At 48.6% G+C, this 16,875-nt stretch carries 14 protein-coding genes; 10 read left to right on the top strand and 4 right to left on the bottom strand.

The genetic code is table 11. The annotated features are described in order from the left end of the window. Positions 1-35: 35 nt before the first annotated feature. From A5892_RS13815 to A5892_RS13800, 4 genes are all read right to left on the bottom strand, one after another. Positions 36-2,261 (bottom strand): YjbH domain-containing protein, encoded by a 2,226-nt coding sequence (locus tag A5892_RS13815; protein WP_223302672.1) that lies wholly within the window; start codon positions 2,259-2,261, stop codon positions 36-38. Then, on the bottom strand, positions 2,258-3,049 hold the full coding sequence (locus A5892_RS13810; RefSeq protein WP_190295617.1) for a capsule biosynthesis GfcC family protein: 792 nt from the start codon (positions 3,047-3,049) through the stop codon (positions 2,258-2,260). Before A5892_RS13810 ends, A5892_RS13815 begins: the two co-directional genes overlap by 4 nt. Positions 3,050-3,116: 67 nt before the next feature. Next, positions 3,117-3,818 carry a YjbF family lipoprotein gene (locus A5892_RS13805; RefSeq protein ID WP_190295616.1) on the bottom strand — a complete coding sequence of 234 codons (702 nt, stop codon included), beginning with the start codon at positions 3,816-3,818 and terminating at the stop codon, positions 3,117-3,119. Positions 3,819-3,841: 23 nt separating this feature from the next. Further along, positions 3,842-4,090, bottom strand: coding sequence for a hypothetical protein (locus A5892_RS13800; RefSeq protein ID WP_223302671.1), 249 nt, complete (start codon positions 4,088-4,090; stop codon positions 3,842-3,844). An 814-nt stretch (positions 4,091-4,904) separates the two neighbouring features. On the opposite strand from A5892_RS13800, the gene A5892_RS13795 reads away from it, so the two are divergent. The 10 genes from A5892_RS13795 to A5892_RS13760 all read left to right on the top strand — a co-directional run bounded on the left by A5892_RS13795 (position 4,905) and on the right by A5892_RS13760 (position 16,701). Continuing rightward, positions 4,905-6,035: a polysaccharide export protein gene (locus A5892_RS13795; RefSeq protein WP_064123292.1), complete on the top strand. Its 1,131-nt coding sequence runs from the start codon at positions 4,905-4,907 to the stop codon at positions 6,033-6,035. Positions 6,036-6,183: 148 nt separating this feature from the next. Then, positions 6,184-8,385: a polysaccharide biosynthesis tyrosine autokinase gene (locus tag A5892_RS13790; protein ID WP_064123291.1), complete on the top strand. Its 2,202-nt coding sequence runs from the start codon at positions 6,184-6,186 to the stop codon at positions 8,383-8,385. A gap of 145 nt (positions 8,386-8,530) precedes the next feature. Further along, the gene (locus A5892_RS13785) at positions 8,531-9,871 is read left to right on the top strand and encodes a UDP-glucose dehydrogenase family protein (protein ID WP_064123290.1); all 1,341 of its coding nucleotides are present in this window, start codon (positions 8,531-8,533) and stop codon (positions 9,869-9,871) included. A gap of 53 nt (positions 9,872-9,924) precedes the next feature. Then, positions 9,925-10,947 carry an NAD-dependent epimerase gene (locus A5892_RS13780; RefSeq protein ID WP_064123289.1) on the top strand — a complete coding sequence of 341 codons (1,023 nt, stop codon included), beginning with the start codon at positions 9,925-9,927 and terminating at the stop codon, positions 10,945-10,947. A gap of 146 nt (positions 10,948-11,093) precedes the next feature. Beyond that, on the top strand, positions 11,094-12,380 hold the full coding sequence (locus tag A5892_RS13775; protein WP_064123288.1) for a UDP-N-acetylglucosamine 1-carboxyvinyltransferase: 1,287 nt from the start codon (positions 11,094-11,096) through the stop codon (positions 12,378-12,380). Between the two features lie 46 nt (positions 12,381-12,426). After that, positions 12,427-13,413, top strand: a complete 987-nt coding sequence (gene murB, locus A5892_RS13770; RefSeq protein ID WP_064123287.1) for a UDP-N-acetylmuramate dehydrogenase — start codon at positions 12,427-12,429, stop codon at positions 13,411-13,413. A 40-nt stretch (positions 13,414-13,453) separates the two neighbouring features. Beyond that, complete coding sequence (locus A5892_RS19940; RefSeq protein ID WP_082890473.1) at positions 13,454-14,701, top strand: lipopolysaccharide biosynthesis protein; 1,248 nt, start codon at positions 13,454-13,456, stop codon at positions 14,699-14,701. Then, positions 14,698-15,240, top strand: coding sequence for a serine O-acetyltransferase (locus A5892_RS19935; protein ID WP_082890472.1), 543 nt, complete (start codon positions 14,698-14,700; stop codon positions 15,238-15,240). The genes A5892_RS19940 and A5892_RS19935 overlap by 4 nt, the downstream gene beginning before the upstream one ends. Beyond that, entirely contained in the window at positions 15,237-16,208 is a 972-nt protein-coding gene (locus A5892_RS19930; protein WP_082890471.1) for a glycosyltransferase family A protein, read from the top strand. The genes A5892_RS19935 and A5892_RS19930 overlap by 4 nt, the downstream gene beginning before the upstream one ends. Continuing rightward, positions 16,192-16,701: a serine acetyltransferase gene (locus A5892_RS13760; protein ID WP_064123285.1), complete on the top strand. Its 510-nt coding sequence runs from the start codon at positions 16,192-16,194 to the stop codon at positions 16,699-16,701. The genes A5892_RS19930 and A5892_RS13760 overlap by 17 nt, the downstream gene beginning before the upstream one ends. The last annotated feature ends 174 nt before the right edge of the window (positions 16,702-16,875 follow it).

Here is a 16,875-nt window from a genome sequence, read left to right as displayed (position 1 = left end):
CGGTGGTCTTTCGAGCTTGCGCCTAGAGGCGCCGTTCAGGGCTTCAGTGCGTCCGGGGTCTGGTTCCAGTAGTTGCCCATCCAACGCTCCGAGGTTAGGTCATAAAGACTGTAGGCCCGGCCCAGCCGTGCGCCGCCGTCGCGGATCAGCGGCTGCCAGGCGAGGCCGACCTGATTGCGGCTCGACTTGACGAAGAAGGCGTCGAGCGGAATCGTCACGTAGATGCCCTTGTCGAAGCTGCCTTCGCCATAGTCGTCTCCTGCGTCGGTCCTGGTCGCCCAGGCGCCCAGGCGCACGCCGGAGGCGAACTGGCGGGACAGATCAAGCGTCGCCCCGACGTCGCCGGCGAGGTAGCGGCCGACGCTGAGCTTGGCCAGCACGTCTTCGAACCCGGTCTCCCAGTAGCCGGTGATATGGCCCGTCCATACATCGTAGTCGCGCGTACCGAAGCCACCGTCGAAATCGCGCTGCTTGACCCAGTTGATATCCATGCCGAAGGCCAGCGGTGTATTGAACGGCCGATACATCAGCTCGCCGCCGGCGCCGGAGTACATGGTCTCGAGCAGCCCGCCGTAGGCCATCGCGTACCAGTCGTCGCCGAGCTGTGCGGTGCGGGTGTACTGCAGGTTGCGCACCGAGAAGTCCGACCCCTGCACGTAGCGGTCGATATAGGTGCGCACCCGCGGCAGGCGGCTTCTGGTGGTGTACTCTGCACGGTCATAGTTATCGAACAGATTGTAGGCGACCAGGCCGGAGAACCAGCCGTTGCGATCGGTACGGTAGCTGGCGGCCAGGTTGGCGGTGACCTGGTAAAGATAGCCATCCGGGCCGCCGACGTTCTGCTGAAGCCCCGGGCCGATATCGTAGTTGAAGCGAGGGTAGCTCGGCTCGTCGAGCACCTCGCCCTTGGCCGGCCGGTTGGTTGCCGCCAGCGAGTAGATCGAGTGGCGATAGCCGATGTTGGCGTCTTCGCTCGCCAAGGCATCGACGAACGCCTGGCGCGGCTGGACATCCTCGCGAATCGCCACGCCTTGGGAGTACCAACGATAGCGAAAAGTAGTGATATCGCGGCCGGCCGCATTGTGCAGGATGCGGTTGGCCCGCCCCTCGGCCTCCGGCATCGAGCGGTAGGTGGTCGGTTCGCCTTCGACCAGCAGGGTGTTGCCCTGTTCGACCACCCTGTAGACCTTGATCCCCGCATTGGCGGCAAGCTGGCGACGAACTTCGCTCCAATCCTCGGTGTGCGTCACCGGTGGCTCAGCCTCGAGCGGGACCGGTTCCGGGTCGAACTTGATCTGTGCCAGCCCGCCGAGGTTTGCACTCAGTGTGACCCCGGCCATTAGCGTATTGCCGCGCTGGTAGCCGACGTTCAGCGCCAGATTTTCATTGACGTGATAGCGCGCGCCGATATTCACCCGCGAATCGCGCGGCTGATTGTTGTTTGGCAAGGAGGAGTTGGGGTTGGGCTCGTTCTGATAGTCGTTGCCCTCGTACTCGAGCTGCAGCACCAATGGGTCCCAGGGGGTCTGGTACTCGATCCCGCCGAACAGTGCCACGTCGCCGCGGAACAGCTGGTCGAGATTGAAATCGCCCGCGCTGGTGCTCTCGCGGCCCGGGCGATTATTAAAGCGGTCGCTGGCCCAGCCGAACGGGCTGGAGAAATCCCCGCTGTTGCCTAAATACCCCCAGCCCATGCCGAGGGTGAAATCAAGGTCGTACCAGCGCTTGCTCGCGACCACATACTCGGCCGAGAACAGCCCGGTACCGCCGATATCCCGCGAACCGACGGCGAGCGCCGGCCAGTAGCGGCTTTCGTCGCTCAGCTTGAGCTTGATGTCGAACCCGCGGTCGAGATAGTTGCGGTCTCTGGCGACAGAGCCGTAGGAGCGATTTTCGAACTCGGTATAGCGGAAGCCCGCTTCCATCCAGCTCAACGGTTGAAAGCTGAAGTTATAGCGGCGATAGGGGCTGGCGCGGCTATAGGTGAAGGCTGCATTACCCAGCGGGGCGAAGCGGGCGGTTGGGGTCTGCATCAGGCCGACGCCGCCGAAGTCGCTCTGTGAGCTGCCGAGATTATCCTGTTTGGGGAGATTCTGCTGGGCTTGGGCGGCACAGCTCATCGCCAGCATCACCCCAGCAATTGTTGGGGGCAGTAGCGGCCGCGGCCTTGCAAGGATGGCACGCACCGCCCAGGCCAGGCGCGTACGTACCGGGCGCGGGAGCGACATCATAGTGGCGCGGACGGAGTGAGAGGTGTTCACGGCTGGCTCACTCCCTGTATTTGGGCGCTGGGGGCGAATTGAGTGCACTGATCACCTGGCAGGCGGCTGGCGAGAAACCAGGGGAGTACGGCATTGACCCAGTCTCCGGATGCGCTGTTGGCTTGAATCTCCATCACCAGGCGCGCGCCAGGTGCAAGCGGGGCATTCTGTGCATTCCACGAGGCGATACCGAGGCGCACGGTGTCGCCGCTGGGGGATACCAGGCTTGCCGTATCGCTGCTGGCATAGGCTTCGCTCCCCAGCGCTTTCAGCGCGCTCATTACCGTCATCCCCGGGTGCCAGGCAACGCGAGTGACGCCTTTGAGACTCCACACCTCCACCCAATCAGGTGCGGTGCAGTAGCCGAACTGGGCGATTTCTTCGAGCGGTACATTGAGCCGAGGCCGGTTGAGCAGCAATGGCAAATCAGCACGCCCTGGGGTGCGCCGAGGCTCGGCAACGCTTTCGAGCAGTGCTTCGCGCCACGCCAGCATCGCCCGGCTCTCGGCAGGGCTGCCCTGTATCAGGCGCTGGGTCGCGATCACCTGCAACTCTTCGGGCAGGCGGTTGGCTGAGGCGGAAATCCTTTCGCTATCGCGGCTGCGCAGGATGAAGGCATAACCCCAGTCGATATCCTGCTGCTGCGCAGCGGCGAGCCAGGCATCCCTCAGCGTCGGGGCCGGGGTAGCGTCGCCTGGTTGGGCGACAGCTTGATGCCAAGGGGCAATCGCTGCGGCGAGCAGCAGCGGCAGGGTGGCAGTGCAAAGCAATGAGCGTAGACGTGTCATTGTTGGAGAGTATCTCGGCGCAGTCGGTGGCATCGTCTTGAAGGCTCGTCGAGTCATCCAGCGAGGATCAGCTGCCCTGATCGGGTACGGGCGGCACTTGGGCCGGCCACCAAGGGCGGGCGATACGCCATTCGAATCGCTCGCCACCCGGACGTGGGGTCTCGGTGGCAGCCCAGATCCGCATGTCTCCGGGGTCGCGCCAGAACACGTTGCGAGTGCGGCCATCGCGCCCCCAATCCACCGTCTCGATGCAGCGCTGCAGCATACGTGTGGTGAGGCTGAGCGCCACGGTCTGAGTGGCGTTGTCACACTGCAGCGTGGCGGCGCCGACGGCTGAGTGGCGCACGCTGTCCTGCTGCTGCCAGTGGGCGGTCAAGCGGTAGCGCTGCGGAGTCGTGGCGGCGTTTTGCCACGGCAGCTCGGCACTCGCCTCTTGGTCCTCGACCTTGACGCCGAGCAGATCCTGCTCGAAGCCTGAGGTCGCGTCGAGCCGGCCTTCTCGGAGCACCACGGTGGCCCGGTCGCGCGCCTGCCAGTAGGTATCGCTGCCGCGGCGGTAAGCCATCACCATCAGCGACTGGTTGCCACCGGTGGAGACCTCAAGCGAAGCATAGGGGATGCGTTCGGCATCCGTTGCGACATCGCCGCCGCCGCTGACGATCGCACTCAAGGAAGCGCCGAGCGGAGAAGTGTCGCCGGTGCTGCAGCCGCTGAGCCAAGTGGCCGCTGCGCAGAACAAGGCCGCCCGAAGGCGGCCCGTCATCGACATTGAGGAAGTCGAATCCTTCGGCATCAAAAGGTACCAGTAGTGCCAGTAGTGCCGGTGGTACCGGTGGTGCCAGAAGTGCCGCTGCCGCCGGAAGAATCAGCGACGATGCCGACCGCGACCGCGGCGAGCGTGGCGCCGCCAATGATCTGTGCGGTGGAGTAGGTCGGCGCGGCAGTGCCGGCTTCGGCCCCGGGGGGCAGATCCTGGGCCACCGCAGCTGCGGAGACGCCCATACCGGCGATCGCCAAGGTGGCGAGGGTTTTCTTCATCATCAACGTTCTCCTTGAGTGTGATGGAGGAACCTAAATGCGCGACGCAAACCGGCCCAACCCTTGGGACGTTTCGGTCACGCACTGGGCCAGTATAGGTAAATCCCTCGTGGCCCGATATTAAATTCGTCCCGCGCAAGAACGCAATCCTTACCATGCAGATTGTCGACGGAACTTGGTGAGCATTTGTTACTCAAGCGCCGGCGAGCTCATCTACTGTCTCATTGATGTGCAATCTCATCTCTCAGTTTGTAACTTTTATTAAGTCGATACGACTTAAGTCATGGCCAAAAAGCAAAATATAAGCCTTAAAGAAGCGGGCCGGGGGCGCTTTATAGAGGAGGGGGTTAGCGTCAAATCGACAGTAGTTAGCGCTTTTTCAATGGTTCAATATTTCCTTAAGGCAGTCGGCAAAGCGTCCCATAGCGGATTGATTCGGTTGCAAGAACGCAACAGAAGATCCCCATGTCAACGCTAGGCGTCCCTGAACCGAGCTTGTACACTCGATCTCGACCAATGGCCCAGTCCGCTGCCAGCATGGCTGGGTCCGATTCAGGGCTGCACCCGTCACTCGTTTCCTTCATCTGCCCGGCCAGAATGGGCGAAAGTGATGGGTTGCTTCTCGCTCGGCTTGGGATATGCCGCCTCAATCCCCGGGCGGTAGCGTGCCTGGCTTTTGGCGGCCTAGCGTCCTGATTTCGCCTACCTTTGTCCCTTCTACGCTTGTATAGTCCCTTTCACGCACAAAAAGGTTCCCTCTGCGCGCGAGCGGGGGAGGGAATATCACGCACGTGGATCATTGAATGGATTTCACTTGATGACTGGAACGCTCACTCGCTGGTGCTTCTGCCTGGCTTTTATTGCGCCTATCGCCGGTTGCGCTTTCGCCCCGGGCGGTAATATCGACTACAGCACCGATAGTGCCCCGATCGATGACCTGGTCGACGTCGAGCCCATCACCCTCGGGCTGGTGAGAGCACAGGCGACGGAGGCTAGGCTTACCCGTGACGCCTTCGATCGCAGCATCAGGACCTCGCGCGAACAGCTGCCGGTATATGAATACAGGATTGGCGCTGGCGATATACTCTCCGTCGTGGTTTACGACCATCCTGAGTTGACCAACCCCGCCGGAGGGGACCAGTCCGCGGCGGAGCGCGGTACTGTCGTTCATGCGGATGGCACCATCTATTACCCCTATATCGGTACCATCCAGGCGGAGGGGCGCACGATTCAGGAGATTCGCTCCGAGATATCCGGCCGGCTTGCCAGCTTTATTTCTACCCCCCAGATCGATGTGCGGGTCGTCGGCTTCAATTCACAGAAGTTCTACGTGACCGGACAAGTGAATCAATCGGGTGTCCAAGCGATTACTAACGTGCCGATGACCGTGCTCGACGCTATCGCATCAGCGGGCGGCTTAGGTGATGACGCTGATTGGCACGAAGTCACCCTGACCCACGATGGACAGGATATTCGCTTGTCGCTCTACGATATGCTGGCCAATGGCGATCTTTCCCAGAACCGAGTGCTGCAGAACGGTGACGTACTCCACGTGCCTGATGTGGGCAATCAGAAGGTTTACGTTATGGGAGAGGTGGGGAGTGCAAGAGCAATTCCCATGGGTGGAACCCGATACTCACTGACCGATGCGCTGGCCCAGAGTGGTGGGATGAATGAAGCAAGTGCCAATGCCACCGGCATTTTCGTGATTCGCCAGGCGCCGGAAGGCAGCGACAAGCTGGCTACCGTGTATCAATTGAACGCCAAAAACTCCGCAGCGCTGATGCTGGGCGCGCAATTCATGCTGCAGCCCACCGATATCATCTATGTCACCACGACGGCGCTGGGTCGTTGGAACCGCACTATTAGTCTGTTGCTGCCTTCGGTTACCTCCATCTACCAAGTCACCCGCACGGGTAACGAGGTGGACGATCTACGCAACCGCTGAGTCGTAGAACGTAGTGTGGTCATGAAGGCGAGATAAATGGCGAGGGACAGTTTCAGTCGAGGCCATGGCTGGCTGATATTGGAGATGCTCCCTCGCTTAGCTAAGGGTCTGAGTAACCCCGTTTGAATTCAAAAAAACCGAGACAACTATGCCAGAAGATTCTAAAGGTCAAGTAGTATCACCGCAGCCGTCTGCGTCGAGCGATGATATCGATCTCGGGCGTCTTGTTGGCCTATTGGTCGATCACAAGTGGACGATTGCCGGAATCACTGGTGTATTCGCCGCCGCCGGTGTCGCCCATGCGTTGTTGGCGACACCAATTTATAGTTCTGATGCGATGGTGCAGATCGAGGACAAAAGCCCGATCAGCAATCCGCTGCAGGATTTGACCGGCTATCTGGGGCAAACGCCGTCTTCTGATGCCGAGATGCAGATCATCCAGTCTCGCTTGGTGCTCGGACAGGCAGTCAATGCCGAAGCGTTGGATGTTGTCGTCACCCCCCATCGCTGGCCAGTGATAGGAGATTTTCTCGCCCGGATGAATGTAGAACGTCCTTTCTTCGCCGAAGGTGGTTCCAGTGTTTGGGCGAGCGAGCGTGTCGCTATCGCTATGTTTCAGGTCGATAGCCAGTATCAAGGGCGAAACTTTACCCTCACCGTTGAAGATGAAGGCCGTTTCCGCCTCAGCCTCGACGGAGAAGACCTGGGTGAGGGAATCGTTGGAGAAAACGCACAATTTCTCGATGGAGCCGTCACCCTGCGGATCAGTGAAAATTCAGCTCCTCCGGGTGCTGAGTTTGATTTGGTGAAGAGATCCGAGCTATCGGCAATCAATAGTGTCAGATCATCCCTTACCGTCGCTCCTGCTGGCAGGAGTGTAAATGTGCTCTCGTTGACTTACACGGATCCTGATAGGGAGCGAGGGCGCAGAACGCTAGAGGCCATTACCCAGGTTTATCTGCAACAGAATATCCAGCGATCTAGCGCAGAAGCGGAACAAAGTCTTCAGTTTCTTCAGGAACAGCTCCCACAGGTTAGGGAAGAGCTGACTGCAGCGGAAGAAAAACTCAATACCTACCGTATCCAGCAGGATAGCGTTGACTTGCCGATGGAAACTCAGTCCGTACTGACTCGGCTGGTAAATATCGATTCCCAGATTAATCAGCTGGAATTTGCCGAGGCGGATATCTCTCGTCGGTTTACGCCGAGCCATCCCACCTACGCTGCGTTGTTGCAAAAGAAGCAACAGCTGCAGCAGGAGCGTGGCAACCTGAATAGGGAAATCAACGCGCTGCCTGAGACCCAGCAGCAGATCCTGCGTCTGCAGCGGGATGTCGAGGTCAACCAGCAAGTCTATGTGCAGATGCTCAATCGGGTGCAGGAAACCAACATCATCCGGGCCAGCACGGTGGGCAACGTTCGCATTATCGATAATGCTGTGAGTCAGCCTGGTCCGATATCACCGCAAAAAGGTTTGATCGTCGCTATTTCCACGATAGTTGGCCTTCTGCTTGCGCTTTGCTATGTGTTAGTACGAAGCTTCTTTAATCGTGGTATAGAGTCCCCCGATCAAATTGAGGCAATCAATTTGCCAGTTTATGCAACAGTGCCCCTTTCCGAAGAACAGCTGAAGCTTACTCGCAGGGTTAAAAGTAGCAGTAAAGGGCCGTCGGCCTTTTCTGGCTTGCTGGCACTGCATAATCCTTCTGACCTCTCCATTGAGGCAATTCGAGGACTACGCACCAGTCTGCATTTCGCTATGCTCGAATCGGACGACAATGTGCTGATGATCACTGGGCCTAGTCCAGGGATCGGCAAAAGTTTCATTGCTGCCAATCTTGCGGAGATATGTGCACAAGGTGAGCAAAAAGTCCTATTAATTGATGCTGATATGCGTAAAGGACATATCCACGACGCATTGCAGTTGAAAGCCCACGGGGGACTGTCAGATTATCTCTCTGGGCAAAGTATGCTAACCGAAGTCATCAAGAAAACTGCTAACGAAAAATTGGATGTCATCACTCGAGGCAGCGCTCCGCCTAACCCGGCAGAGCTGCTAATGGGATCGCGTTTCACTGCATTCCTGAAAGAGGTGAAAGAGCAGTATGATCTTGTCATTATAGATACGCCCCCTGTGCTTGCAGTGACCGATGCGCTTATCGTTGGACGCCAGGTGGGAACTACAATGACTGTAGTGAGATTTGCTTATAATCCGATTCGCGAACTCGAACAGATGCGTCGTAAACTTGAAAATGGAGGGGTGAACCTCAAGGGTGCCATATTGAACGCAGTAGAAAGGAAGGCGGCAACCTCCTATGGATATGGCTATTACAATTACAGCTATAAATAATAAAAACTCTATGTCCATAGAGTCTATATATGCTTTAAATATAGACTATTTCAGATCCCTCCTATTGAAAATCTTTGCATAGCACCGACGCCGGTGCTATGCACTTACTATTCCAGCTTAAAATTGTTAACAAGAGAGGTTTGACATGAAGGTAACTGTCTTTGGAACCGGCTATGTTGGTTTAGTTCAAGGCACTATTTTGGCTGAAGTAGGTCATGATGTGCTTTGTATCGATGTTGATGAAAGTAAAGTATCAAAGCTCAAACAAGGGCATGTGCCAATTTACGAGCCTGGATTAGATTCTCTTGTAAAAGAAAACTATGATGCTGGACGGCTTGACTTTTCAACAGATGCCGCACTCGGGGTCAAACATGGGCAGGTGCAGTTCATTGCTGTAGGCACTCCACCTGACGAAGATGGTTCTGCAGATTTAAAATACGTGCTTGCTGTCGCCGCAACGATTGCTGAGCATATGGACGATAAAAAAGTTATAGTCGACAAGTCTACTGTCCCAGTTGGTACCGCCGACAAGGTTTATGCCAAAATTTCAGAGGTGCTCGAACAGCGGGGAAGGAGCGATATCCCGCATGAGGTCGTTTCGAATCCTGAGTTTCTAAAGGAAGGAAATGCGGTCGCGGACTGTATGAGACCAGATCGCATCATTATCGGGACTCAGAGCAAAGATGCTGAAGAGGTGATGCGCGAGTTGTATGCGCCATTTAACCGTAACCATGACAAGATCATTGTTATGGATGTGCGTAGTGCTGAACTTACTAAGTATGCAGCCAACTGCATGCTGGCGACCAAGATCAGTTTCATGAATGAGATAGCCAACCTTGCTGAGCTAATGGGTGCCGATATCGAGATGGTACGCCAGGGAATCGGCAGTGATCCTCGTATTGGCTATCAGTTTATCTATCCTGGAGTAGGTTATGGTGGTTCCTGTTTTCCCAAGGATGTTCAGGCGTTGATTCGTACCGCCGATAGCATTGATTTCGAAGCTAAATTGTTGAAGGCGGTAGAGGAGCGCAATAATGCTCAGAAAACTACCTTGTTCAAGAAGGTTGAACAGCATTTCAATGGTGCTCTAAAAGGTAAGACTTTTGCTCTTTGGGGATTGTCGTTCAAGCCTAACACCGATGATATGCGTGAAGCACCAAGCCGGGTGTTGATGGAAGCACTTTGGCAGGCAGGCGCAAGCGTACAGGCTTACGATCCAGAAGCAATGGAAGAAACCCAACGCATTTACGGTAATCGTAATGACCTCACGCTCTGTGGAACCAAGGAGTCGGCTTTGAAAGGTGCCGATGCCTTGATCATCGTGACTGAGTGGCAGAGTTTCCGCGCACCTGATTTTGATTTGATTAAAGCACAGCTCCGCGAATCAATTATCTTCGATGGGCGGAATATGTTCGATCCTAATCGGATGACAAGCAAGGGATTCGTGTACTATTCAGTGGGTCGTAAACCTGCAATGTCACTGTAACTAATCTTTGTTCAATACTCGCTGTGCAAATTTCCGACTTCAAGGTGACTTAAATGAAGATTCTAGTGACCGGGAATGCTGGGTTTATCGGCTTTCACGTAGCTAAGAAATTGTTAATGCGTGGAGACAGTGTTATTGGTTTTGATAATGTAAACGATTATTACGATACGGAATTGAAAGAAGCAAGGTTAAAAATTCTCGAGCAAACCGCAAAAGAGACTGGTAGCGAATATCAGTTTATCCGTGCCGATCTTGCCGACCGTGAAGCGGTAGAAAACTGCTTTAAAGAGCATCATTTTGATCGAGTTATCCACCTTGCTGCGCAAGCCGGTGTGCGCTATTCGTTAGTCAATCCGCATTCATATGTAGCAAGCAATTTGATTGGATTTACCCATATTCTTGAAGGTTGTCGCCACGCACAGGTTCCGCATTTGACCTATGCGAGCACAAGTAGCGTATATGGTGCAAATACGACAATGCCATTTAGCGAAAAGCATGGTGTGGATCATCCGCTTCAGTTTTATGCCGCTACTAAGAGAGCAAATGAGCTGATGGCGCATAGTTATAGCCATCTTTATCAGCTTCCCACCACTGGACTGAGATTTTTTACAGTTTATGGTCCATGGGGACGCCCTGATATGGCTTTATTTAAATTCACAAAAAATATAATTGATGGAAATTCAATTCCGGTATTTAACCATGGTAAACATACACGGGATTTCACTTATATCGACGATATCGTTGAGGGCGTGATTCGTGCAAGTGATGATATTGCCGCATCCAATACGAAATGGGATAGTGCTCAGCCATCTCCTGACAGTAGTAATGCGCCATTTCGCATTTTCAATATAGGCAATAACAATCCCGTTGAATTAATAAAATATATTGAAGCAATCGAATTAGCGCTAGATAAAAAGGCTAATAAAGAGCTTCTGCCGCTACAACCGGGTGATGTTCCAGATACTTATGCGGATAGCTCTGCTCTCGAAAAAGCTGTTGCATATAAACCTAGTACTCCTGTTCAAGAAGGAGTTACCCGGTTTGTGAAGTGGTACAGAGATTTTTATCATGTTTAATTGAAAATTTGCTTACAATCATGAACAAAATCTGATGGTTTGGTTTTTTGATATTTGAAGTAACGCCGTTCATTTGTCAAGTCTAAGCTGAATGTAAAATTTACTATCGCATGAATTGCGATAATATAATTAATTATGAGGATATCATGGAAGAAGTAAAGAAGAGTGTTGATCACCAGAAACTGATTGTGAAAAAAAGTGTTCTATCTGGAGAAGTGAAGGTTAGTGGTGCAAAGAACTCAGTTTTGCGTTTATTAGCAGCTAGTTTATTGAGTAGTAAAAAAATTAATCTGAAAAATTATCCATATACCTTGCTTGATGCGCAAGTTCATGTGGATATGCTTGTTCAGCTGGGTAAGACAGTTAATGTAGATCCGGCTAATAATGAAATTACGATTGAGGAATCTAAGACGTTAGAAACTGATTTGGTTTGGAATCGGCGTTCGATCAGGAATACGCTGCTGATTCTTGGAGCTCTTACTGCCAGATTTGGCCGTGGTTCCGTCCCTGCTCCGGGAGGGTGTGAAATTGGCTCCACTGGAACTAGGGGGTTTGAGCTTCATGTAGATCTACTCCAGAAACTGGGAGCAACGGTAACAGTTTCTGACGGAGTAATTCACACAGAAGCGGTTAATGGTCTTATTGGTAATGATATATATCTGCCAATTAGGTCTACGGGCGCCACAGAGAATGCAATACTGTGTGGGACTTTGGCGAAAGGTATTACTAGGATTTGGAATCCTCACATTCGACCTGAAATAATTGACTTAATTAATTTTCTCAATCTAATGGGAGCAAAAATCAAGGTATTTGGTCAGGAGCATATAGAAATAAAAGGGGTTAGCGAGCTTCGTGGCATTAATTATGAAGTAATGCCAGACAACGTGGAAGCTCTTACTTGGTTGATCGGAGCTTCCATCACCGGAGGTGAAATCGAAATTCAGGATTTTCCTTTTGAACACCTTGAAGTCCCTTTGATTTTTCTACGCGAAAGTGGGGTAGAAATGTTTAAAGGAAGGAGTTCATTGGTTGTGCGCAATAGTCGATGCTATCCGCTTGAAATTAGCACAGGGCCTTATCCAGGAATAAACTCTGATATGCAGCCGCTGCTAGCGACTTTTGCGGCATTTGCGAAAGGTGAATCCAAGTTCATTGATTTGCGCTTTCCCGGTCGATATGGATATGCTTTTGAGTTGAAAAAAATGGGGTTGGACTGTGATGTTAGTGATAATCTCCTGACCATTCGTGGAGGAAATAAGCTTGTTGGAACTGATGTCACTGCATTGGATTTACGAGCTGGTGTAGCTGCGGCACTTGCAGGTTTCTGTGCAGAAGGCACTACGGTGATTCATGATGCCTGGCAAGTGGCTAGAGGCTACGACAATTTTGTGGAAAAAATTACCCAGTTAGGTGGTTATGCGGAGTGGCAATGAGCATCGCACTCTTAAATAGAACCTACACTAATTGAGTTATTCCATAATGACGAACTTCCCCCAAGCGTTCTTGGATGAATTAAAAAAAAATTGTCCCATCCAACAAAATGTAAGATTAAATTTTATAAGTAGATGGAAAATAGGGGGGATTGCTGAGCTTATAATAACCCCCGATAACAAAGAACAAATTGTATCCGCAGTTAACATATTAAAAAAACACGATATTGATTATGTAATTATTGGCGGTACTACTAATATATTGTTTACGGATAAAAAAATAACTACAGCTATTCTCAAGATAAGTGGTAAATTTTCTAATTTGAGTGTTCAGGATGACACTGTAGAGATAGATAGCGGTCACTGGATACCTAGCTTAGCCAGACGTCTAGCAAATGAAGGACTTTCTGGAGTAGAGCATATTTGCGGCATACCCGGGACATTGGGTGGACTTATTTGTATGAATGGAGGGAGTCAACGAAAAGGTATCGGCGAGCATATAATTACAGTAGAATCGATTGATCGAGACGGTACTGTTATTGAGAGAAGCAATGCTGAGTGCAATTTTACGTATCGTATGTCTTCTTATCAAGGTAATGAAGAAATAATATTAAAAGCCAAATTGAAATTGATAAAAAAAGATAGAAGTAGTATTAGGCAAGAAATGCTGAAAATATTCGCTGAAAGGAAGTCAAAGTTCCCTCATAGGCTTCCTAACTGCGGATCTGTCTTCGTAAGTAATCCATCCATGTATAAAGAGTATGGTCCCCCTGGAAAAATCATAGAAGGAATTGGCTATAAGGGTTTTAGGAAAAATAATGTACAAGTTTCTCCGCTTCACGCTAATTTCATAGTAAATACTGGAAATGGAAAAGCTATTGATGTATTAGAAATCATCCGAGAAGTGCGTCTAAATGTTTTTAATAAAACAGGATATCATTTGATTGCAGAAGCAAAATATATGTCCCCAAAGGGTGAATTAATTCCAGCCCACGATGAGCGTTGCATGGAGTTGGAAATGGAAAATGAGAGATGAATTGCTCATACTGAATTAAACTTGTAAAGTGATATCGCTAATGAGCAAAAACCGTCTATTTAAAAATATTCTCATACTTTTTGCTGGCGCTGGTAGTGCTAAAATAATTGTATTTGCCGCGACGCCGGTTCTAACTAGGATTTATTCTCCTGGCCAGTTCGGGGTTTTGTCGCTATTTGTAGCGGTCTCAATGCTCGTTATCCCTGTGGCAACAATGCGTTTTCCGAATGCTTTGCCACTTCCAAAAAATGAAAATGTTGCTGTTAATATGGCAGCTCTTTCGATAATAATATTATTTTCAGTTGTATTTTTTTTAGGCATTTTGTTTTTTTTATGTGGCAAAATTATTTTAGATGCGCTTTCATTAAGCAGTCTAAATGATTTTATTTGGCTGTTACTTATTACCGTTATAGCTGCGGGTATGTATGAAATCTTAACAGGTTTTTGTAATCGAAGCCGGCGTTTTAAAGTATATGCCCAAACACAAATTTGGCAGGCCATATTATCTTCGCTGATAAAGATTGGGCTAGGTGTTTTAGGATTTTTAAATGCTGGCCTATTGATCGGGCATTTCTTCTCTCAAGCAGGAGGGGTCTTTACCCTCTATAGAGCATTTCGCAGCGATATAAAAAAGAACATCAAAAGAGTTAGCTTTGTTCGGATAAAATATGTTTTTAGGCGGTATATAGATTTTCCGCTATATAGATTACCCTCGCAATTTTTATTGGTATTTTCTGTACAAGCTCCCGTTTTGTTTAGTGGTATTATATTTAATGAATCGGTTACGGGTCAGCTGGGGCTAGCTCTTTCAACATTATCAATACCAATGTCCTTGCTTGGTACTACTACAGGGCAAGCATTTTATGGAGAGATTGCAAAGTTAGGTAAAGGACAGCCCGTTATGATAAGAAAAATAGCTAAAGATGTTGCTATTAAAATGTTTTTGATTAGCATACCCCCCTTTGTCGCATTATTTTTCTTCGGCCCGTTACTATTTTCGTGGGTATTTGGTGATTCCTGGAATCAGGCTGGGGTATTTGCAAGTATTTTATCTATATATCTGTTGGCTCAGTTTATTTCGGCCCCGTTAGTGAATGTATTCAATGTTTTTGAAAAACAAGCTCTATTTTTACGTATAAATATAGTTCGAGTTTTACTCATTTTGTTCGTGTTTGGAGTCTCATATGTATATTCACTATCCTCAGAACAGATGATATTTCTATATTCTTACATTCTTACTGCCCATTATTTATATGTTTCATATTTGTGTTTTAAGGTGATAAAATGAAACTCAATAAACTGAAGTATTTTATGGAACATGAGGGTTGTCGTAATGTTGGACGTTTTGCAATAATAAAGGCCACTAAAAATTTCTTTATTGGAAGTTCATCTAGAAAAGTGGTTCTTCGCTATAGACTTGCATGTTATTTTTCTAGTCGAGCAAAATTTTTGACAACTTATATTTTGAAAAAATTACAACGAACATATGGTGTTTATATTAGCTCCAAAGCTGATATTGGAGCTGGCTTGATTTTACCCCATCCCAATGGGGTTGTTATAGGTGAAAAAGTTATTATTGGAAAAAACTGTACTATATACCAGCAAGTCACCTTAGGTGGGGGAAAGGTTGGTGATCAATCCAGTGGAAACTATCCTGTGATAGGCGATAACGTTACTATTTATGCTGGTGCTAAGGTGTTAGGTAGTATTAAAATCGGTGATAATGTTATTATTGGAGCTAATGCCGTAATTATAAAAGATGTTCCCTCTAAGGCTGTAGCAGTTGGTGTTCCTGGCAAAAACATTCTTAGAGAAGATAATCAATGAAATATTTATTGAAAACTAAGCTGTTAATAATAAGTTGTTTCCACAATAGAGTGGCTGAGGTAGAGAACTCAGTCGATAGTGTTGTTTCTCAATTAACTCCGGAAATGCATTTTGTCGTAGTTGACGATGGTTCTACTGATGGTACTTCTGAAGCATTGGATCAGTGGGAAAATAGAGACGGTAAAAATGTTACAGTCATTCATCAAAAAAACATGGGATTTGTAAATAGTCTCATCTATCATATAAATAATATAGACTGTGAATATATAGCCATTCATGGTGCTGGAGATATTTCATACGAAGGACGTTTTTCAAAACAAATAGTGTTGTTAGATTTCGATAAAAAGTTAGGGGTAGTTTCCTCTAGAGTAAATAACATTAACAGCTATGACAATGCTAAGACTATTACTGGAAGCGCTTTTTCGGGAAACGCAGAAAAAATTTTGTTGAAACAAAATATAATAAATCATGGAGCCGTATGCTTCAGGAAAGATATTTATTTAAAAGCAGGTGGGTATAGATCATTTTTTGAATTTGCTCAAGATAGAGACTTGTGGTGTAGAATGAGTCACTTTTGCGAATTTAGGGTGATAGATGATATATTATATGAACGTGTATCCAACGCTAAAAATAGTGTAAGTGGCTCTCCTGAAAAACGGATTCGACAAAAGCTACTTTCTAATTTAGCTAGTTTTTGTCATGACATGAGATTGAAAGGGAAATCAGATCCATTAAAGCAGTATGGATATTTTTCAATCTATATGCTGTCTAAGGATAAAAAACTAGAAAGGGAAATTTTCATGCTTGCATTATCTGCTATAAAGCATAAAAAAAGAGAATCTTTTTCAATTTATTTTGATGCTCATGAGAAAATTAGCAGCTTGTCAATTTCAAAGTTATTGCTAGTTTTACTAAATAAAATGCTTCCTACTCGATACTGGCAATCCGGAAATGGAAAAATTAAATAATTGTAATTACGAGTACAATTTTAAAAAACATTTCTTGAAGGAATTCAAAAAAGCGCCGGGGTTAAAATCAAAAATTGCAATTTTTATATTTAGGCTGGCTAATGGCTATGAAAAATCCAGCTTATTGAAGCCAGTGCTATTTATTTTTATTGTGGCAAATAAAGTAATCAATGAATTTATATTTAGCATAGAGATACCGCATAGTACAAAAATTGGTCCTGGTTTTGTCATGAATCATCCTCATGGAATAGTAATCAATAAAGCCAGTGTTATTGGAGAAAATGTAAAAGTGAGGCAGTTTACCACTATTGGAAATAATGGGAAAAATAAAAAATCCCCCATTATCTGTGATAATGTCGAACTAGGTGCAAATGTAAATTTGATTGGAAATATTATCTTAGGCGCTGGTAGCAAAGTGGGCGCTGGAACGACTGTTACGAAAACATTATCAGCAAATTCTATTGCTATTGGGTGTGGATTTAGAGTTTTGTAAGATTGTTGAGATAATAAAGAAATGGGAGAGGGCAGATACAAGGATTCCTTGTTATAGTGGACGAGGCTATAGTTGCTTATTTTATGATATGGTTTCATTACAGTCCAGAACAGGAACTTTCATCAGGATCCCTATAGCACTGAGTGTGTAGTGATTTGATTCACTCGCGTTGAA

Origin of the sequence: Halotalea alkalilenta (assembly GCF_001648175.1) — a bacterium.
GTDB lineage: Bacteria > Pseudomonadota > Gammaproteobacteria > Pseudomonadales > Halomonadaceae > Halotalea > Halotalea alkalilenta_A.
The sequence above is the reverse complement of the archived record's forward strand: the minus strand, read 5'-3'. Positions and strand labels throughout refer to the sequence as shown.